The 18,492-nt window shown below is 69.1% G+C and carries 18 protein-coding genes and 1 riboswitch; of the genes, 10 read left to right on the top strand and 8 right to left on the bottom strand.

From position 1 onward, the window contains the following. Positions 1-263: 263 nt before the first annotated feature. Positions 264-635 (bottom strand): cupin domain-containing protein, encoded by a 372-nt coding sequence (locus ABI385_RS08120; RefSeq protein WP_348103245.1) that lies wholly within the window; start codon positions 633-635, stop codon positions 264-266. A 373-nt stretch (positions 636-1,008) separates the two neighbouring features. Here ABI385_RS08120 and ABI385_RS08115 point away from each other — a divergent pair, with 373 nt between their 5' ends. Then, a complete protein-coding gene (locus ABI385_RS08115) occupies positions 1,009-1,872 on the top strand; it encodes a hypothetical protein (protein WP_348103244.1) in 864 nt (287 codons plus the stop codon). Positions 1,873-1,908: 36 nt separating this feature from the next. Next, positions 1,909-2,015, top strand: a riboswitch (cobalamin riboswitch). Between the two features lie 110 nt (positions 2,016-2,125). Next, the gene (locus ABI385_RS08110) at positions 2,126-3,307 is read left to right on the top strand and encodes a hypothetical protein (protein ID WP_348103243.1); all 1,182 of its coding nucleotides are present in this window, start codon (positions 2,126-2,128) and stop codon (positions 3,305-3,307) included. A gap of 35 nt (positions 3,308-3,342) precedes the next feature. Here ABI385_RS08110 and ABI385_RS08105 read toward each other — a convergent pair whose 3' ends face one another. Further along, the gene (locus ABI385_RS08105; RefSeq protein ID WP_348103242.1) at positions 3,343-3,834 is read right to left on the bottom strand and encodes a DUF3995 domain-containing protein; all 492 of its coding nucleotides are present in this window, start codon (positions 3,832-3,834) and stop codon (positions 3,343-3,345) included. Between the two features lie 59 nt (positions 3,835-3,893). Here ABI385_RS08105 and ABI385_RS08100 point away from each other — a divergent pair, with 59 nt between their 5' ends. The 3 genes from ABI385_RS08100 (at position 3,894) to ABI385_RS08090 (ending at position 6,120) form a co-directional block, all read left to right on the top strand. After that, positions 3,894-4,466, top strand: a complete 573-nt coding sequence (locus ABI385_RS08100) for a biotin transporter BioY (protein WP_348103241.1) — start codon at positions 3,894-3,896, stop codon at positions 4,464-4,466. Positions 4,467-4,590: 124 nt separating this feature from the next. Beyond that, positions 4,591-5,334 (top strand): PIG-L deacetylase family protein, encoded by a 744-nt coding sequence (locus ABI385_RS08095; RefSeq protein WP_348103240.1) that lies wholly within the window; start codon positions 4,591-4,593, stop codon positions 5,332-5,334. A 24-nt stretch (positions 5,335-5,358) separates the two neighbouring features. After that, entirely contained in the window at positions 5,359-6,120 is a 762-nt protein-coding gene (locus ABI385_RS08090; RefSeq protein ID WP_348103239.1) for an RNA methyltransferase, read from the top strand. A gap of 19 nt (positions 6,121-6,139) precedes the next feature. Here the strand turns inward: ABI385_RS08090 and ABI385_RS08085 are convergent, their stop codons facing one another. Continuing rightward, positions 6,140-6,994 carry a PhzF family phenazine biosynthesis protein gene (locus tag ABI385_RS08085; RefSeq protein ID WP_348103238.1) on the bottom strand — a complete coding sequence of 285 codons (855 nt, stop codon included), beginning with the start codon at positions 6,992-6,994 and terminating at the stop codon, positions 6,140-6,142. 42 nt (positions 6,995-7,036) lie between these two features. Here ABI385_RS08085 and ABI385_RS08080 point away from each other — a divergent pair, with 42 nt between their 5' ends. Continuing rightward, positions 7,037-7,663: a histidine phosphatase family protein gene (locus tag ABI385_RS08080; RefSeq protein ID WP_348103237.1), complete on the top strand. Its 627-nt coding sequence runs from the start codon at positions 7,037-7,039 to the stop codon at positions 7,661-7,663. 16 nt (positions 7,664-7,679) lie between these two features. Here the strand turns inward: ABI385_RS08080 and ABI385_RS08075 are convergent, their stop codons facing one another. From ABI385_RS08075 to ABI385_RS08055, 5 genes are all read right to left on the bottom strand, one after another. Continuing rightward, positions 7,680-8,312: an RES domain-containing protein gene (locus ABI385_RS08075; protein WP_348103236.1), complete on the bottom strand. Its 633-nt coding sequence runs from the start codon at positions 8,310-8,312 to the stop codon at positions 7,680-7,682. Then, positions 8,309-8,872, bottom strand: coding sequence for a hypothetical protein (locus ABI385_RS08070; protein ID WP_348103235.1), 564 nt, complete (start codon positions 8,870-8,872; stop codon positions 8,309-8,311). The genes ABI385_RS08075 and ABI385_RS08070 overlap by 4 nt, the downstream gene beginning before the upstream one ends. 371 nt (positions 8,873-9,243) lie before the next feature. Beyond that, positions 9,244-9,531, bottom strand: coding sequence for a contact-dependent growth inhibition system immunity protein (locus ABI385_RS08065; RefSeq protein WP_348103234.1), 288 nt, complete (start codon positions 9,529-9,531; stop codon positions 9,244-9,246). Between the two features lie 26 nt (positions 9,532-9,557). Continuing rightward, positions 9,558-10,853, bottom strand: coding sequence for an RNase A-like domain-containing protein (locus ABI385_RS08060; protein ID WP_348103233.1), 1,296 nt, complete (start codon positions 10,851-10,853; stop codon positions 9,558-9,560). Positions 10,854-10,935: 82 nt separating this feature from the next. Continuing rightward, positions 10,936-12,420, bottom strand: a complete 1,485-nt coding sequence (locus tag ABI385_RS08055) for a glutamate--cysteine ligase (protein ID WP_348103232.1) — start codon at positions 12,418-12,420, stop codon at positions 10,936-10,938. A 945-nt stretch (positions 12,421-13,365) separates the two neighbouring features. On the opposite strand from ABI385_RS08055, the gene ABI385_RS08050 reads away from it, so the two are divergent. The 4 genes from ABI385_RS08050 to ABI385_RS08035 all read left to right on the top strand — a co-directional run bounded on the left by ABI385_RS08050 (position 13,366) and on the right by ABI385_RS08035 (position 18,488). Beyond that, positions 13,366-13,836, top strand: coding sequence for an FAD-dependent oxidoreductase (locus ABI385_RS08050; RefSeq protein ID WP_348103231.1), 471 nt, complete (start codon positions 13,366-13,368; stop codon positions 13,834-13,836). Between the two features lie 53 nt (positions 13,837-13,889). Next, the gene (locus ABI385_RS08045) at positions 13,890-14,027 is read left to right on the top strand and encodes a hypothetical protein (protein ID WP_348103230.1); all 138 of its coding nucleotides are present in this window, start codon (positions 13,890-13,892) and stop codon (positions 14,025-14,027) included. A 70-nt stretch (positions 14,028-14,097) separates the two neighbouring features. Continuing rightward, positions 14,098-15,330: an exonuclease SbcCD subunit D gene (locus ABI385_RS08040; RefSeq protein ID WP_348103229.1), complete on the top strand. Its 1,233-nt coding sequence runs from the start codon at positions 14,098-14,100 to the stop codon at positions 15,328-15,330. Continuing rightward, entirely contained in the window at positions 15,327-18,488 is a 3,162-nt protein-coding gene (locus ABI385_RS08035) for an AAA family ATPase (RefSeq protein ID WP_348103228.1), read from the top strand. The genes ABI385_RS08040 and ABI385_RS08035 overlap by 4 nt, the downstream gene beginning before the upstream one ends. Positions 18,489-18,492: the final 4 nt, after the last annotated feature.

Raw genomic sequence — 18,492 nt, 5'->3', positions numbered from 1 at the left:
CTCAGTTCCTGTTGCGCAAGGGCAAGATCATTCACGAGTGGCGCGTGTTCGACGAGATCGCCGTCCTGGCCCAAGTGGCCAAAGCCCGGGGAGACCAGCCGCGGGCCGCCGATGCCCGCTGAGGTGTCGACAGCGGTATAGGGCTGAACTGGACGAAAGGTGGTCGCAACTCGTCCTCCTTCAACGCCGATAATCGGCATTATGTCTGAACAGCCCGAGGCCGAGGTCGTCGCTGACCGTGTTGCGAAGGTCCAACCGTGCTGTCAGATTCGGTTTACCACGGTCAACAAGATGACGGCATCTTCGAGGGCTAGCAGCGAGTGGGTTGAGTCGGGGACGTCGATGAGATGGCCGGACGCACCTTCCCAGTTAGTGCCCCCTGCCTCGAGCCTGACACGACCATGGAGTACGTACACGGTGGCATCGCCGGGGTTGGAATGGTCGTCGAGCTTCGTCCCCGCGGTCAGAGCGATCAACGTTTGACGCAACGCGTGTTCATGACCGCCAAAGACAGTGTGGGCGCTCCTGCCGCTCGTCGCGTGGGTTGCGAGTTCGAGTTGCGCCCGCGCTAGTGCGGTGAGCGAGATATTGGGCATGGATTCCTTTACGACAGATGGATTGGCGGTGGCAGCCATTCTCGGACGGCCAGTTCAACGACAGGTACTGGATCAGCGCGGATACGGCACTGGGGGAACACAGACCGGCTCGTGGGCACCAGGTGGCGCTATTGCCCGGTCGTGAACAGCAGGACGTACAACACGCCGCCGTTGGCTAGCCATAGCGTGTTTATGCCGAGGTGCCACCATCGGACCAGCCCGATGGAGTGTCGGACACCGGGAGAGACCGGATGTCCCGCACAAATACTCCCGCTCCCGCAAGTGCTCGTCGTTTGTGTGGCGGGGCCAGTGCCTCACGAGGGATGCAAACCGACAGTCCCCGGCACACCCTGTCCCCTGGGTCAACCCGTATGCTGCCGGTCATCTTCGAACGACGAACGGAACCAATGGCATGACCAGGTTTTTCGCTCTCGGGGCAGTAGGTCTCGCGGCCTCGACTGCGTTCGCGGGGCTCACGGTCCAAGCCGGTTCCGCGTCTGCGATGGAGGCCGGGCTCGGGTACGTCGGCGTCTGCCGGGGCGCGGACGCGCGCACGGGCACGACGGTCGTCGTCGACTTCCAGCAGCTTGACGGCAACGGTGGCTCGCCGGCACCGACGATCGTGCGGTGCTCCCCCAACCCCAGCGGTACGCCACGCACCGGCTTGGCGGCGATGCAGGGCGCTGGTGTCCAGCCCACCGGCGTACCGCGTTATGGCCTGGCGTTCGTCTGTCGCATCGACGGACGGCCGTCTGCGACCGAGACACTTCCGATCACCGGAAACCCGGGCTACAAGGAAGCGTGCCTCAACACTCCCCCGGCGGCGGCGTCCTGGTCGTACTGGTGGGGCGACGGCACCACCGGCAGCTGGAGTTACGGCACATCAGGTGCATCGAACCGGTACGCGATCGCAGGCGGGTTCGAGGGATGGTCGTTCGCCCTGAACGCCACGGCGACTTCCAACCCCGTGCCGCGCGTCTCTCCGCTCAACCCTGCGCTGGGTTCGAGCCAGCCCACCGTCGCGCTCACCTCCGACGACTCTGACGGCGTCCTCGAGCTCGGCCAGAGCACGACACTGCGCTGGTCGTCGTCGAACACGACCCGACGGACGGCCGCGGCCACCCCGAAACAGGGCGCCGGTCCCTGGTCCGGCATGAAGCCCGTTGCGGGCAGCCAGTCGGTCAAACCGACCAAGAAGGGGAGCTTCACCTACACCCTGACCGGCAGGAAGGGAGCTGTGTCGGTGACCTCCAGCGTCACCTTGACCGTTCGGTGAGGTCTTGCTGGTCGCGTGAGACGCCACGCTTCTCGGCACTTCCTGGCCGTGCTAGGTTTCGCACGCACGTCCCGCGAAGGGAAGCCGGTGAGAGTCCGGCGCTGACCCGCAACCGTAGACCCGCCTCGGCGGGCAAGTCGGACCGCCGTCTCGGGACGGGCTCCACATACCGTCGAGGCCTGCGGTCGGAGCCTGGGTGACCGGTCCGTCCGGCGTCTCGGGAGCTGGTCGAGCCTCTCGCGAAAGGCTCCCCATGACTCCGTCCCGTCGCGCACGCCGGCCCGCACGCCAGGCAGCTCTGGCTGGCGTCGCAGCTCTCGCTGTCGCCTCTGGATCGCTGGTCTGGGGAGCAACCTCGGCTGACGCGTCCCAGCTCACGGCAGAGTCGTCAATAGCCGTTGGACCCACGAGCTCTGCTGCGGCAACAGGGTTTCGGGACGCCGCGCGATACGGCGCGGGCTACCTCGCGCGCCAGATCACGGCCAACGGCGGCTACCTGGCGCCCTTCGGCTCCCCCGACGACGGCAACACCGCGTATGCCGTCGTCGCACTCACTGCGGCTGGCGTCGGTGGCAACGCGTCTCGCTCCGCGATCGCCTACCTCAAGACCCGCGTCGCCGACGGGCTCACCGACAGCTCGGGCGCCGACAACGCGGGGACCCTGGCTAACCTCGTCCTGGCGGCAGTCGCCGCCGGTGAGAACCCACGGGCCTTCGGTGGTACCACAGATGCCCACAACCTCGTTGCTCGGCTGCAGGCCACCCGCCGTACCTCCGGCCCCGACCGGGGGCTGTTCGGCGCAGCCGACCCGACGTACGACGGCGCATACCGGCAAGGTCTGGCGCTCACCGCGCTCAAGGCGGCCGGCGTGGCTCCCACCAACGTGGCCACCGCTGAGGCGTGGCTGGAGCGGCAGCAATGCGCGGACGGGCTGTGGGCCTCCTACCGCGCCGACACGGCGGTCCCGTGCTCGGCGGCTGACCTCGCCACCTTCTCGGGCCCGGACACCAACAGCACCGCGCTCGCCGTCGAGGGGCTCGAGGCGTACGGGAGCGCACCCATGCGTTGGAAGACCCTGGCCGCGCTGGGCGCCGTTCAGTCCACGGACGGTGGGTTCCCGTTCCTCGCGGCCCCCGGTCAGGCCTCGGAACCGAACTCGACCGCCGTCGTCATCCAGGCACTCGTGGCCACCGGAAGCAAGCCGACCTGGGGCCGGTGGGTCAAGGGGGGCCGAAACCCCTATCAGGCTCTGTCGGCTTACCAGCTCGGTTGCGGCGACACCACCGGCGATCGTGGTGCTTACTACTACCCCGGGTCTCGCACCGCCAACGTCCTGGCGACCGTGCAAGCGGTGCCCGCCCAGGTGGGCGCGTCGCTTCCGGTGACACATCAGGCGACGAGGCCCGGTGCCCCCACGCTGAGCTGCGTCTCCTAGCCCGCCCGGCCTCGGCGGTCGCACCCTCTAGGCGCTCATCCGGGGGGTGCCTCCTTCCGCGACGGCGACCGACTCAGCGACAGGCCGATCACGAGGGACACTCCCCAGATGAGGAACAGCGGGTCCCACAGCGCCGCGTGTCCCAGCTGCGCCAGCCGGTCGAACCCACCGGGTGTCGCGATGACGCCGGTGAGAACGCCCCAGGCGACGACGACGTTGACCAGCCCGTAAAGCAGCAGACCCACCGCCCCCACCCACTCCAGCACCCGCCAGAACCGCCGTCCACCCAGACGGCCCTGCTCGACCATGATCGGGACCGCCGCCCCAGCCGCCTTGAGAATCGCGACGAGTCCGAGGACCAGCCCCGCGCCGACAGGCGCCTCGACGGCGAGCCGGACAGCCCACTGCCCCACCGTGTCGAGCAACCAACGACCACCCAGTGCCCAATAGGCGCTAAAGCCCGCGTGGACGAGTCCGGCGGCAGCGGCGATCGCGAACGCGGCCCTCCCCCGCGGCCAGGTTCTCATCTGCCCAGCCAACCACGGGGTATGCCTGCGGGCTCGCTGTATCCGCTAGCGTCACCACCATGTCGATGAGCCTCCCCACCCCCCGCGTCCTGGGCGACGTCATCCCCGGCGGCCTGGCCCGCGACTCAGCTCTCGTGTTGGGAGGCGCAGCACTCACGGCACTGGCGGCCCAGGTGTCCGTGCCGCTGCCGTTCACTCCCGTCCCGCTGACGCTGCAGACGTTTGCGGTCCTGCTCGTCGGCGCGGCGCTCGGGACCACCCGCGGGGTCCTGTCCATGTTGGTCTACCTCGCGGTGGGCGTCGCCGGAGCCCCGGTGTTCTCGCACGGCACGTCCGGATCGGCTGGGGCCTCGTTCGGCTACGACGTGGGTTTCGTTCTCGCGGCGGCACTCGTCGGGCTGCTCGCCGAGCGGGGCGCGACCCGAGGACCGTTGCGCACAGGGGCGGTGATGGTTCTCGGCAACCTCACCATCTATGCCGTCGGCGTCCCGTGGCTGATGGCCGTAGCCCACGTCGACCTGCCCAAGGCACTTGCCCTCGGCGTCGTCCCGTTCCTCATCGGCGACGCGATCAAGGTTGCGGTAGCCGCCGGGATGTTCCCGGCAGCCTGGCGGCTCGCCGGCCGGCGCTGACCGCCCCGGCCAGGAGTCGGCACGACGAAACCGAAACTGCATGTCGCGCCTCTCACTCAAGTAGTTCATGATTCAACTACTTGAACGCCGCCATCAGGGACATGCACGCACTATCGTCACCCGGATGAGCACCATTCCCGCCGACGCGCCGTCGGCGCTGCAACCCCTGGACGAGACCTTCGAGACAGTCCTCGTCGTCGTGGCCCACCCCGACGACATCGAGTACGGCACGGCGGCTGCTGTCGCGCGCTGGACGACCCAGGGAAAGACCGTGACGTACCTGCTCGCCACCCGGGGTGAGGCCGGGATCGACACTATGGAACCAGAGCAGGCGTCCGTGGTGCGCGAGCAGGAAGAGCGCGACGGAGGGTCGAAGGTGGGTGTCCAGCACATCGACTTCCTGGACTTCCACGACGGGGTGGTCGAATACGGGCTGCCACTGAGACGCGAGATCTGCCGGGTGATCCGGGAACGGCGGCCCGACGTCATCGTCGGCAGCGCTCCGGAGCTGCGGATGATGGGTCAGCTCAACCAGTCCGACCATCGCGCCGTGTCGCTGGCCACGCTCGATGCGATCCGCGATGCGGGCAACCGGTGGATCTTCCCGGACCAGCTGCGAGGCGGGCTCGAGCCTTGGGGTGGGGTCGGGCAGGCACTGCTCGTGGGAGGCCCGAACCCGACGCACTACGTGGAGGTGGGCGACCACCTCGAACCCGCCATTGCCTCGCTCGAGGCGCACGAGGCATACAACTCGGTGCTCCCTGACTCGTTCCCGAAGCCGCGCGCACTGGTGACGATGATCCTCGAGGGCGGCGGCAAGGCGGCCGGGGTGGGCCACGCGGTGGTGTTCGAGGTGTGGCCGTTCTGAGAGCCGCGTCGACCGGAGCCACGCATGGCTGAGGTCTCCCCCAAGGACCGGTTCGTCACGGTTTATGGACGCAACCCCGTCATCGAGGTTCTGGACGATGCGTCGCTGGTCGTCGACAAGGTGGTCCTGGCCGACGGCGCCCGTGGCCACGGGGTCGGAGAGATCCTCGAGCTGGCCCGCGACCGCGGGGTGCCGGTGCAGCGTGCCTCCGTCGAACGCGTGAAGAAGCTCGCCGGCAACGGCCGTCAGGACCAGGGAGTTTTCGCCGACGTTGTGGCGCCCCGGATGCGGCCGCTGGCCGACGCGTTGGACGACCCCCACCTGCACCAAGTGGTCCTTGTCGACGGCGTGACGACGCCCGCCAACCTGGGGATGATCCTCCGGACGGCCACGGCGGCTGGGATCGACGGGATCGTCGTCCCCAGACGCGGTGTCGCGTCGATCGACCCGATGGTGGTCAAAGCCTCGGCCGGTGTGGCGTTCCGGGCGCCGATCCTCAAAGTGGCCACAGCTGGTGAGGCGGCGGCGTGGCTGGCGCGAGCCGGGTTCCACCTGGTCGGGTTGGCGGCCGACGGCTCGTCCTCGGTGTTCGACGCTCCGTGGCCGGAGAACGTTGTGCTGGTGCTGGGTTCGGAGACGTACGGCGTGAGCGCCGACGTTGCCGAGCACATCTCGTCGTGGGCGTCGATCCCCATGGCCGGTGGCGTCGACTCCCTCAATGTGTCCGCTGCGGCTGCGGTGGTGTGCTTCGAGCTGGTTCGTCGCTCGATGCCCCAGCTCTTGTGAGGCCCCGTGATGTCGTGGGTCAGATCACGAGGACGCCCGCGCCGATCTCGTGCACCGCTCCGCCGACGCGGATGGCGCCGAGCGCGTCGACCTCGAGGAACAGCTCCGACGGACGGTCGACCGCCGCACCCTGGCGGATCGTGCGGGAGATGCCGCGTTCGCCGTGGTGGTGGTACCAGCCGCCGAGGTTCGCCAACGCCGAACCGGTCGCCGGGTCCTCGACCACCGAGCTGCCCTGGACGTAGAAGACCCGTGCCTCGACGGTGGTCTCCCCCGTCGGTGCCCACACGTCGACGAGGGTGCTCAGCGCGCGCGCCTCGCCAAGGCCTCGGAGCAGGCGGACGTCTGGCTCGGCCGCACGTACGGCTTCGGGGCTGCGAACCGGGAGAATCAGTTGTTCAGTCCCGGTGTCCACCCAGAGTGCGTCGACATCGGCCAGGTCGCCGACCGCCAGCCCTACGGCCGCGGCGAGCTCGGCCCGGCTGGCGGCCACTGGCGCAGTACTCGGGGCGACCGCAGTAGTCAGAACCCAATGGGAACCGTTGTGTGACACCGGAACCCGGCCCGCTGGCATACGGAGCACGACAGTACCCCCGTCTCCGAACAGCGACGAGACGACGTACGCCGTCCCCAGAGTCGGGTGGCCGGCGAACGGCATCTCGTGCGCCGGGGTGAAGATCCGCACGTCGGCGTCGGCACCGTCTTCGCGCCGGCGAACGACGAACGTCGTCTCCGAGAGGTTCATCTGGCGGGCGAGCCCCTGCATCTGGTCGTCGGTGAGGTGCGCCCCGTCCGCGAAGACGGCGAGGGGATTGCCCGAGAACGGATCGTCGCCGACGGTGAACACGTTGACAATCCGGTAGGCCAGATTCATGCCCCCAGCCTGCCAGAGCCGGTACGCCCCTAGAGTGGCGACGTGAGCGTCACCGCGGCGGGTCCGCCCGAGCCTCGAGGTCACCTGGTGCTACTCCGGCACGGCGAGACCGAGTGGTCGAAGTCGGGCCAGCACACCGGTCTCACGGACCTGCCGTTGCTGCCGGAGGGTGAGGCAGCGGCTCGGCGGGCGGGGGCCCTGCTGGCGCACTGGTCGTTCACGCGGGTCCTTGTCTCGCCGCTGCAGCGCGCCCGGCGAACCGCCGACCTCGCGGGGCTGCACGACGTGGAGATCGACAAGCGGCTGATGGAGTGGGACTATGGCGGCTACGAAGGCATGACTACCAAGGGGATTCGCGCGAAGCTCGGATACATGTGGACGGTGTTCGAGAACGGTGTGGTCCCCGGTGACACGCCCGGAGAGAGGGTCGAGTCGGTGGCGGCCCGGGCTGCCTCGGTGCTGTGGGACGTCATGCCGACGCTGCAGACCGGCAACGTCGCGCTAGTGGGGCACGGGCACTACCTGCGGATCCTGGCGACGGTCTTCCTGCGGCAGGAGGTTCGGATGGGGGCGAAGCTGCTGCTGGACGCCGGGTCGGTCAGTGTCTTGGAGTGGGAACGCGAGCAGCCGGCGATCCGGACCTGGAACCAACCGTCGCCCGAGAGCTGAACGCAGCGCAGCGTGTTCAGCGGCCTCGGGCCCGAGTGCCGGGCGTGCGGACCACCGTCACCTCCGAGCTCAGTGGCGGGTCAACGGCCACTGGCGCACCTGTGACGTCGCGGGCCGGGACCGGTTCGGGGTCGACGGGCCAGTCGGCCGACCCGGCCGGCCCGAAGACGGCATACGAGCTCGACGGCCCGGTGCTGAACCGAGGCCCGTAGGCGACTCCGCCGAAACCCTCCTGGTCGAAGGCCGTGGCCCAGTCCTGGGGAACGTAATAGGGGACCATTACCTCGAGCTCCCGCAGCACCCCGAACCGGCTGGCCGCCGAGCTCTGCAGGTTTGCCAGGTCGCAGGGATGGGGCAGGTGCAGCCGCGAGACGACCACGCCGTCGAGGAGACTCGCCGGCACGGTGACTCGAGTGCCGAGGACCGTCCCGAGGCGTTCACGCACCGCGATGGCGGCGGAGTCGGCGAGGTAGCAGGTGCCCCGCGGTGGGTGCAGGTCGAAACGCCCTCCCCCGTCGCAGCCGAACCACCACGGCCGGTATGCCGCTGTGTGGCCTCGGTGCAGAACGTCAGTGGGCGTGACGTGGCGCCTGGGGAATCCGCGGATTGGGACTGAGGGCGGCCCCTGCGCGACCGTCTCGCGCGTCACGTAGACCACGCGGCGCTGTCGGCCGTCGCGGCTGCGGCCACCCGGGTGGTCGCCTCGCTCGACCCGTGGTGCACGACGAGGTAGTCGACGACGCTCTCACCGTCGAAGGCGACCGACGCCGTGGTCAGCCAGGTGCCGATAGCCCACCCGTCCGCCCCGGCTCGGGTGAGGATCCCGACGGCCTCGATGACACCCGGCCGGACCTGGCCGACGCGGTCGAACTGGAGGACGGGGTAGAGCAGGTGGCTGTCCGCGGTGCGGCAGGCGAGCAGCGTCCCGCGCTTGACCCGGTCGGCCAGCGCTTGGCGGGTCACGCCCAACCACCGGCTGAGGCCGTTCGTGTCGTAGAACGGGCCGAGCTCGCTGTCCCAGGGGTGGACGGTCGGAAGCGCGGCCACCATCCGTGTGGCCAGCTCGTCGAGGTCGCCGAGGGAGCGCAGGGTGCGGCCCTGGCGCCCGAGGTCCTCCACGCGGTCGGCCAACTGGCTGCTGACCAACTCGACGAGGGTGTCGAGCGCTGCTGAGTTCGCAGATGTGAGTGGCGCAACCTGGTCGGTCATCGGGTTACCTCAGGGTCGGTCTGTCAAGGGCGTCAAGGTCTGAGGTTCTCACTGTATGCCTCGTCCCCGACAACGCCGCGCCGACCCCGTCGAAGGTCTCTCTCCCACCGAACTCACATCCTGGCCGACAATTCGGACATCCCCGGGTCCGATTCCGGGGGATACGTGAGTCCGGTGGTCGGTGACGTGAGTCCGGTGGTCGGAGACGTGAGTCCGGTGGTCGGAGACGTGAGTTCTGTCCCGGTGGCCGGCAGCCCAGGCACCAGAAGCACCGCGCTGTCGGGCAACGGAGCACCATCGTCACCAGACTCTGATGTTTCCCAGTTTCTGCGCGTCAAAGTCGTCCGATGTCGCAAACATCAGAGTCCGGATCAGTTGCCTGCCCGGCGCTGACGCACCATGCGGTCGAGGAGGTCGGCGACCTGCGTGAGCCAGTCATTGGTCGAGTAGCCGCCCAGGCGCGGGACGTACCCCAGTCCGTGCTCGCGGCTGAGAACTTTGTCGAGGTCGTCGTCACCAAGATGGCGTGACAACAAACCCTGGGCCTCAACGACCGCGTTGGCGACGATGTCGACACCCTCGGTGCGGGCAAATACCCGCACGACTTCCCACGGATCTGGGTCGGTGTATTTAAAATCGATGTTGAGGTAGGAGCTCATCAGTACTGTGAGATCGCTGTCTTCGTTCATGGTGCGGTTGCTCCAGGGATGGGGAAGGCGGTCCGAACTCGGTAGCCGCAGGCAAACCGTGGGTCTTTGATGAGATACACGGCGATGCCGCTCATGTCTTCGAAGCCTGTCCCCTCCAGGTGTACTCCGCGCCCGATGGTATGGCCGAGATCCAGCTCCAGGCTGGATCGGTGTTTGGTCGGGTTGGCCATGAACGCGGCGATTTTGTCAGAACGCTGAGCCAAGGCCTCGTGGATCGCCCCGCTAGCTGTATCGAGGTCCGTGAAGCTCGACGAAGCGCGGATGGTTTCGCTCGGATCGGTCAGTCTTGTCAACAGTTGCTCGTCCGATCTTCCGACATGCTCCAGAATCGTGTGCGAGCCATCGATTTCGTGGCTTGACAACCATTCGGCCTCACTGCCCGGATCATGGAAGGCTCGAGCGGCGTCTTTCCCACCGGTGACGACGTGGTCGGCCTCTTTGGCGAGCCTCACTCCCTTGCCGAACCAGACCATGCCGGCTGCACTCAGACCCGCCTCGGTTCGCCGACCCTCTGCGAGAAACCAGGCGGCGTTGATGCCGCTGGCCGCCATTCCGATGGGACCGGGCACCCAGCCCAGACCGTCGAGAGTCCCGTGCATCAACCCCTCAGCCCCAGCGGGGCGGATGTTCGCCTCCCAGAACCGCCGCGCATCGGGTGCCTGGACGGCAGCAGCGGCCAGAGCGGCGGCGGCGCAGTCGCCCGCGGCCTCGACCGTGCGGCGAGCGGACGCCAGAGTCGAGATCGCCTGGCGCCTCAAGTTTTCGGCTTCCGCGACCATCGCCGCCGCCGCGCCACCCCCGGCGGCGACTGTCTCGAGCTGGTCGATCCGGGCGCCGACACGCATACGATCAGCGACCCTGCCGGGCGGAGACCCGTTCGATGCGGGCAGCTCCGTCACCACGCCGGCAGCTGCTCCGGCTGCAGCGGTGAGTGCGACGTAGCGCCCGTAGAGCACCACCGCATCCAGGGCGACAAGGCGGGCAGGTTCGACAGAGGCGACGAAACCGTCGACGGCGACGGCACCGGCCACGAACGCGTCAGACGCGGTACGCCAACGGCCCGGTTCCGGCTCGATGGCCGTCGCGAACCCTGTCGCGGCGCTCCCCCGCCAGCTGGCGACCTCGACCCGGCTGAGCGATGCACCCGCGGTGTCCAGCACATCGGCATGTCCTCGCAGCGTCTGCGCGACGGCCCCCAGGCCGGCCACGTCACACGGCACCAAGACGTCGACGGTTGCACCGGACGCAAGGTCCTGCTCCTCACCACCCACGACCCCAGCCAAGCAAACCTCAGGGCCAGGCCTCGGAAGTTCTCCACAGGCCGGTTACCGGGGTCAGCTCAGGTCAGTCAGGTCAGGGCAGCGACCAGGTGTGGACGGGGAGGTTCTCGTGCATGTGCTCCGAGTACGACTGAAGCATGAGCCGAAGTGCCTCCGCACGGTCCAGCCCGCGCTCCTCCAACCGCCGGACCGCCTCGATCTGCCAGGAGGCGCCGTTGACGCCGCTCAGGCAACGGCCCTCGATGACTGACAGGTAGCGGTCCCGGGCTTCGGGGGCCACGCCCCAGTCGGTCAGGCCTTGGTATGCCAGTGGGAGCAGGTGACGCAGCACCAGCTCGGTCGCCGGGATCTCGCCACGACCCGGCCAGAACAACCGGGACTCGATGCCTTCGCGCGCTCCGGAGAAGAAGTTCTCCTCGGCTGCGACGAAGCTCATCCGAGTCCAGACCGGCCGGTCGTCCTGGGCCAGGGCGCGGAGGGTGCCGTAGTAGAACGCGGCGTTGGCCATGGTGTCGATGATGCTGGGACCCGCTGGTAGCACACGGTTCTCGACGCGCACATGAGGCCGACCAGCGCTGGTGTCGTATATCGGCCTGTTCCAACGGTAGACCGTCCCGTTGTGCAGCTTCAGCTCGGCAAGCTCGGGCGTCCCGCCGGCCTCGAGCACGGCCAGCGGGTCCTCGTCCGACAGCTCCGGCAGGAGCGCCGGGAAGTACCGCACGTTCTCCTCGAACAGGTCGAATATCGAGGTGACCCAGCGTTCCCCAAAGAACACCCGCGGGCGTACGCCTTGGTTCTTCAGCTCGACCGCCCGGGTGTCCGCCGCCTGGGTGAATAGCTCGACCCGCGTCTCGTGCCAGAGCTGCTTCCCGAAGAAGTAGGGGCTGTTCGCGCCGATCGCCAGCTGCGGACCACCCAGCACCTGGGCCGCGTTCCACGTCGTCGCGAAGTGCTGCGGCTCGACCTGCAGGTGCAGCTGAACCGACGTGCAGGCCGACTCGGGAGCGAGCGAGTCCGCGTACCGGTCCAGCCGCTCCCCCGTCGGCCCCTCGATCTCGAGGAAGATGTCCTCCCCCCGAGCGGCGAGGACGGCGTCGTTGAGCGCCCGGTACCGGGTGTTGGCGCTCATCCAGTCGTCGCCCTCGAAGTGCTCGGGCATGACGGTCGGCAGGATGCCGATCATGAGAATGTGTGAACCAACCTCGTTTGCGCGCCGCTCCGCCTCGTTGAGCGAACGCCGCAGGTCGTCTTCCAGCTCGAGTGACTCGGACCCCGTCAGCGCCCGCGGGGAGACGTTGAACTCGATGTTGAACCGAGCCAGCTCCGTTTGGTAGTCGGCGTTCTCGATCGCCGCGAGGACCTCGGCGTTGTCCATCTTGGGGCGGTACTCGCGGTCGACGAGGTTGAGCTCGATCTCCATGCCGGTCATCGGCCGTTCGAACGCAAACTTGCTGTGCGCCAGCATCCGCTCGAAGACGTCGAGGTCGAGGTGCACCTTTTCGCGATACTTCTGCCGCTGCTCACGGGAAAAACTTGCAGCGCTGACCTCGGTTCCCATGATGCGCAATGTATGCCGTGGGTCAAGGGCCGCGCGACGGTCTGCTCACGGGTCGAGCCTTCCGTCGAACGTGAGTTGGTGGTCATTCTGGCGCGACTTGCCTCGAATGGGCGACCAACTCACGTTCGGCGGACACCGCGGTATCGGGAAAGCCCCCACGGGCGCGACGAACTAGGTTTGACGACATGGGTAACCACCGCTTCGACGGTGTGCCAGTGATCCTGGTCGCCACCACCCACGCCGAGCACCACGCCGTGGAGACCGAGTTCACCAGCCGCTACGCGCATGACTACGAGGTGCACGTCGTCGAGACCTGCGACGAGCTGCTCGACCTGACCCGTGAGCTCACCATCGACAACCGCGGTATTGCGCTGATCGCCGCCGAGCCGATCCTGGCCGACGGCGACGGGCTCGGCCTGCTGGACCAGGTCCACTCGATCAACCCGACGTCGCGCCGGATCGCGCTCTTGGCGCCGGCCGTCTTCGCCCTCAACCTCCCGGCGCTGCGGACGGCCTCGTCCGAGGGGCGGTTGGACACATGGCTGGCAATCCCCACTGCTCCGCGCGACGAGGAGTTCCACTCCGCCATCGTCGAGATGCTTTCCGACTGGAGCTGGTCGACGAACGCCGTCGAGGTGGACGGCGTCCAGATCGTCACCGAGATGAAGTCGCCGGAGACGGCGCGGATCGTCGACTACCTGCAACGAATGGGTCTGCCCTACCGCCGCTTTCTCGCTGACAGTGAGGTCGGACGCTCGATCGTGGCCATAGCCGGTCCGGACGCGCGCCTTCCGCTGGTGCGTATGCCGAGCAAGCGGCCCGTGTCGTCGACCGCCCCCGACGAGGTGAACCCCGACGAGATCCTCAGCGCACCGATGCTGGCCCAGCTGGCCGACCGTCGTCCTAGAGTCCGAGGCGGTCGGTGGACAGGCCGGGACGAGCTCGATGATCCGCAACTACCTCGGCTTTCCGCGAGGCATCTCCGGTATGCGCCTGGCCCAGCGCGCGCGCATGCAGGCGCTGCGGTTCGGGGCGCGGTTCTTCGTCGGCCTGCCGGTGGAGGAACTGGAGGCCGGTGACGCGCATACCGTTGTCCTGAAAGATGGTTCGCGGGTCCAGGGCCGCGCCGTCGTCGTGGCCTCGGGGGCGTCCTACCCCCGGCTCGGGGTGGACTCGATCGAAGGGTTCGTCGGTCGTGGCGTCAACTACGGCGCGGCGACGAGCGTGGCCCGAGACCTCACGGGGCGGGTCGTCTACGTCGTCGGTGGTGGCAACTCGGCCGGACAGGCGGCGGCGCACCTGAGCCGGTTCGCGAAGTCCGTCACCCTCGTCATCCGCCGCGACTCGCTGACCGTGACCCCTGCGGCGGCTGGCTCCCCGAGACGATCGCCCGCGACGACAAGGGGTTCGTGCTGACGGGTCGAGGCGTCCCGTCCGATCTGTGGGAAGGGGAGGTGCCGCCTGCCCCCTTGGCAACTTCGCTGGCGGGCGTGTTCGCAGTGGGCGACATCCGGACCGGGTCGATGAAGCGGGTGGCGGCGGCCGCCGGCGAGGGCGCCGCGGTCGTCCCCCTCGTGCACGCGCACATGGACCTCACGGGGGCCTGAACCCAGGCGAGTAGGCCCGTACGCGCGTCGCTGCGGTGCCCTGTCGGCGGCGCGTCCTAGCCTCGGGAACGTGCGGCTGATTCATACCTCCGACTGGCACCTGGGGCGTTCGTTTCACCAGGTGGGGCTGCTCGACGCCCAGGCGCGGTTCGTCGACCACCTCGTCGAGACGGTCCGGTCGGAGCGCGTCGACGCGGTGCTGGTCTCGGGCGACGTCTATGACCGGGCGCTGCCCAGCCCTCCCACGGTAAGCCTGCTCTCCGAGGCAGTGACGCGCATCATCGACGTCGGAGCCCAGGTAGTGCTCTCGTCAGGTAACCACGACTCGGCGATCCGCCTCGGGTTCGCCTCGCAGCTGCTGTCCCGCACGGGACTTCACATCCGCACTGCCGTCGCCGAGATCGGCGCGCCGGTCGTCGTCGAGGGTGTTGCCGTGTATGGGTTGCCCTACCTCGAGCCCTCCACGTGCGCCGAACCTCTCGGGGCGAGCGAACGTACCCATGCCGCCGTCCTGCGTGCGGCCATGGACCGGGTGGAGGCAGACCTCGCGCATCGCGGTGCCCCCAGCGTCGTGATGGCGCACGCGTTCGTGACGGGCGGTGCGTCCAGCGCAACGGTTGACGCCAGTGCGACCAGTGACTCGGAGCGCGACATCTCCGTCGGTGGCGTCAGCGCCGTCCACCCGGACGTCTTCGCCGCCGCCGACTATGTCGCGCTCGGGCACCTCCACGGTGCGCAGCGGGTCTCCGACCGGGTGCGCTACTCCGGCTCCCCTGTCGCGATGTCGTTCAGCGAGCACCGGCACACCAAGGGGAGCTGGCTGGTCGAGGTCGAGGATGACGGCGCGGTCGGCGTGCGGGCGGAGTTCGTCGAGGCTCCTGTCGAGCGGCCTCTGCGGGTGCTGCGCGGTGACCTGGAGGACCTGCTCGCCGACCCTGAGCTGACCTCGGCGAGCGCCGCATACTGTCAGGTGACACTCACCGACGCGCTGCGACCGCTGGGGGCGATGGACCGGTTGCGTCAGCGGTTCCCCCACACCCTGGTGCTCGCCTTCGACCCGCAGGGCGCGGTGACGCCGATCAGCTCGTATGCCGCGGCGTTCGGTCGGCGCACCGACGACCTCGACGTCTGTTGCGACTTCCTCGCCCACGTGAGGGGAGGCAGCCCGGCTGCTACAGCCGAACGTGGCCTGTTCGCCCGCGCCATCGAGGCGTCGCGCACGGAGCGGGCGCAGCGGCTGGACGAGCTGGGAGCAGTGTTGCCGGGTCTGGGGGACGACGTGTTCCGGGTGGGCGTGGCATGAAGCTGCACCGGTTGGAGGTGACGGCGTTCGGGCCGTTCGCGGGGACGGTCGAGGTGGACTTCGACGCGGTCGGAGTCGGTGGTCTGTTCCTCGTGCACGGCCCGACCGGGGCTGGGAAGACCAGCCTCCTCGACGCCGTCTGCTTTGCCCTCTACGGGGGGGTTCCCGGTTCGCGCCCTGCCGGACGTGCCTTGCGCAGCGACCACGCGGGTCGAGGTGCCGTGCCTCGCGTACGGCTCGAGTTCGGGGTGGCGCAACGCCGGTTCCGGGTGACCCGGTCCCCGGAGTTCCGTCGGCCCAAACGCCGCGGCGACGGTGAGACGACCTCCCAGGCCCAGGTGGTTTTCGAGGAGCACGTGGCGGGTCGATGGACCGGCCGCAGCAGCCGGGCCGACGAGGTGGGTGACATCGTCATCGAGGTGCTGGGCATGGGTCTGGACCAGTTCAGCAAGGTCGTGCTACTACCTCAGGGCGAGTTCGCCGCGTTCCTACGGGCGACGGCGGACGAACGCCGCACGCTGCTCGAGAAGCTGTTCGACATCTCGACCTACTCGGGGGTGGAGGCCTGGCTGGTCGATCGGCGCCGCACCCTGGGCGCCCGCGTGGCCGAGGAGCGCGCCATCCTGGTTACCGACCTCACGCGGCTCGGTGACGTCCTGGCGGTCGTGCCAGGCGACATGGCCGAGGGCGCGGGTGACCGGGCCTGGACCGAGGAACCGGTCGAGGCGCTGCCCGCGCTGCTGACCGCGAGGCAGGAACGGCTGGACCAGCTCGCGAGCGGCAGCCTCGCCGCAGCCGAGCGGGCTGACGTCCTGGCCCGGGAGGCGATGGAGCGTCAGGTCACGGTCGCAGCGAACGCCGAGCTGCAGCGCCGCGGCCTCCGGGCGCGACAGATGTTGCTCGTCCTGAACGACGAGGCAACCCGGCTCGCGACGTGCGAGGCGCGCATTGCGGCCGCCGTCCGCGCCGACTCGGTCGCTGGGGATCTGCGTGGGCTCGCTCGCGGCCGACAGCAGCGGGGTGCCGCCGTCGAGCGGCTCGAAGCCGCCCGTTCGGCGGTGACCGCTCTCGGCGTCATCGACTGGTCACCGGCGGGGGTGGCGGGACTGGTCCAGACTGTGCAGGAACAGTCGGTCCTGCTCGACGATGCAGCCGCCGCCGATCGACGTGCGGGCGCGGACCAGCGACGGCTGGAGGCGCTCGAGCGTGATACGCAGCAGGTCGCCGCCACACTCCGGGAGACTCGCGACGCCCTGGACCAGGTGGCCGGTGCCATCGCCGCGGCGACCCAGGCCGTGGCGGCGTCCGACCGGGCGCGGCTAGCCCGCGACCAGGCTCGAAGTCGCGTCCAACGCCTCCAGGGCCTCCACGCGATCTCGGTCGACCTCGACCGGGCGACGGTCCTCGTCCGAGAGGTGGGCGATGCGGTCCGCAGCGCGAGAGACCTGGAACAGGACGCTCGCCAGGAACACCTGCGACTCCAACAAGCGCGTCTCGACGGGATGGCAGCCGAGCTGGCTGGATCGCTAGAGGACGGGCAACCCTGTGCCGTATGCGGTTCGGCCGACCACCCCGCTCCCGCCCTCGGCCGAGACCCGGTGACCGCCGACACGGTTGCACGCTCGGAACGAGCCTGGCGCACCCTCGCCGGCATCACGCTGCGACACGCCCAGTCCCTGGCCGCCGCGGAGCAGATCGTCACTACCAGAACCGCGGATCTGGTGGCAGGGTTCGACGACACGCTGCTCGACCGGTCCGACCGGGCTGAGCGGGCTGAGCCGAGGCTGGAGGACGGTTCGCAGGCCACGTCGACGACGGAGCTGGAGGCAGTCCTCGCCTGCGCACACAGCGATCTCGCTGCCTCGATGACGCAGCTCGCGCGCCTCGAGGGGGCCTCCCGCGAGCTCGAGTCTGCGAGCCAGCGCCAGCAGACCCTGAGCCGCGAGGTCGAGGTTCTCACCTCATCCGCGGCGGCGGCCCAGGGAACGGTCACGGAGGTGACCGCACGGGTCGAGGCAGAACGGACGAGCGTCGTCGCCCTGCTCAGACAGCACGCGACCGGCTGTCGATGCCAGGGTGCAACTGCCCGCGCGGTTGCCCCGATCACTCCCGAAGCGGCGGCAGCGGCGGCACGCATACCGCACCTGGTCGCGGCACACACCGGCGCGCTCACGTCATTGCGTGACTATCACGCCGCCCTGGTCGCGTCGCAGGAGCTGGACTTCCAGGCCAGTGCGGTCGAGCACGAGACGTTCCGAGCGGTGTCCGAGGCCGGTTTCGACAGCCTGCAGGCTGCGGCCGCGGCGGTCCTCGAGGCCGGCGCCCTGGGCGTGCTGCAGCGCGACGTTCGGGACGCTGACGACCGGCGAGCGGCCGCCGAGGCCACGGTGGACGATCCCGAGGTGGCCGCTGCGCTGCAAAGACCCGTCGCTGACCCCGAGGCGGCGGTGGCTGCGGTCGAGTCGGCCCGAGGTGAGCTGCGTCGTGCCCAGCACCTACAGACGACGGTGGAGTCGGCCGTCCGTGCCTTCGGGAGGCTCCGCCAGGACCTGACCGAGCGGGTGGAGACGCTCGCCCCGCTCGCTCGCGAGGCGGCGGAGGTCGCCGAGCTGGCCGACGCCGTGACCGGTGTCGGTGAGCAGAACGTCCTGCGGATGCGGCTGACAGCGTTTGTGCTGGCCGCGCGCCTGGAGAAGGTGGCGGCACTGGCGAACGAGCGACTGCTGGTGATGGGCGACGGTCGATACCAGCTCGCGCATACCGATGACCTGGCGAAGGGGGGTCGACGAAGCGGGCTGGGTCTGGTGGTGCGTGACCAGTGGACGGGCCAAGAGCGCGACACGGCTTCACTGTCCGGTGGAGAGTCGTTCATGGCTTCTCTCGCGTTGGCGTTGGGACTGGCCGACGCCGTGCGCGAGGAGGCCGGCGGGTTCGACCTCAACACGCTGTTCATCGACGAAGGTTTCGGCACCCTCGACGAGGAAAGTCTGGAGCAGGTGATGGCCGTGCTCGACGGGCTGCGCGACGGCGGGCGATGCGTCGGCGTCGTGAGCCACGTCAGCGACCTGCGGTCCCGCGTGCCCGCCCAGGTGCGCGTCGACAAGACCGCGACGGGCTCCACGGTGACGATCCTCGGGCTCGACGGCTTCGCGGCCTGAGTCA

The sequence above is a fragment of the Lapillicoccus sp. genome, assembly GCF_039935575.1.
Classification (GTDB): domain Bacteria; phylum Actinomycetota; class Actinomycetes; order Actinomycetales; family Dermatophilaceae; genus Lapillicoccus.
Note: the sequence above shows the minus strand (reverse complement) of the source record. Positions and strands in the feature narration are given on the sequence as shown.

Bases quoted from the DNA above. Each gene is read 5' to 3' on its own strand.
- ABI385_RS08090 (WP_348103239.1), top strand. From the start codon at position 5,359: ATGGCTGAGGTCTCCCCCAAGGACCGGTTCGTCACGGTTTATGGACGC.
- ABI385_RS08085 (WP_348103238.1), bottom strand. From the start codon at position 6,994: ATGAATCTGGCCTACCGGATTGTCAACGTGTTCACCGTCGGCGACGAT.
- ABI385_RS08105 (WP_348103242.1), bottom strand. From the start codon at position 3,834: ATGAGAACCTGGCCGCGGGGGAGGGCCGCGTTCGCGATCGCCGCTGCC.
- ABI385_RS08115 (WP_348103244.1), top strand. From the start codon at position 1,009: ATGACCAGGTTTTTCGCTCTCGGGGCAGTAGGTCTCGCGGCCTCGACT.
- ABI385_RS08055 (WP_348103232.1), bottom strand. From the start codon at position 12,420: ATGGGAACCGAGGTCAGCGCTGCAAGTTTTTCCCGTGAGCAGCGGCAG.
- ABI385_RS08070 (WP_348103235.1), bottom strand. From the start codon at position 8,872: ATGACCGACCAGGTTGCGCCACTCACATCTGCGAACTCAGCAGCGCTC.
- ABI385_RS08035 (WP_348103228.1), top strand. From the start codon at position 15,327: ATGAAGCTGCACCGGTTGGAGGTGACGGCGTTCGGGCCGTTCGCGGGG.
- ABI385_RS08065 (WP_348103234.1), bottom strand. From the start codon at position 9,531: ATGAGCTCCTACCTCAACATCGATTTTAAATACACCGACCCAGATCCG.
- ABI385_RS08100 (WP_348103241.1), top strand. From the start codon at position 3,894: ATGTCGATGAGCCTCCCCACCCCCCGCGTCCTGGGCGACGTCATCCCC.
- ABI385_RS08120 (WP_348103245.1), bottom strand. From the start codon at position 635: ATGGCTGCCACCGCCAATCCATCTGTCGTAAAGGAATCCATGCCCAAT.
- ABI385_RS08110 (WP_348103243.1), top strand. From the start codon at position 2,126: ATGACTCCGTCCCGTCGCGCACGCCGGCCCGCACGCCAGGCAGCTCTG.
- ABI385_RS08050 (WP_348103231.1), top strand. From the start codon at position 13,366: ATGATCCGCAACTACCTCGGCTTTCCGCGAGGCATCTCCGGTATGCGC.
- ABI385_RS08095 (WP_348103240.1), top strand. From the start codon at position 4,591: ATGAGCACCATTCCCGCCGACGCGCCGTCGGCGCTGCAACCCCTGGAC.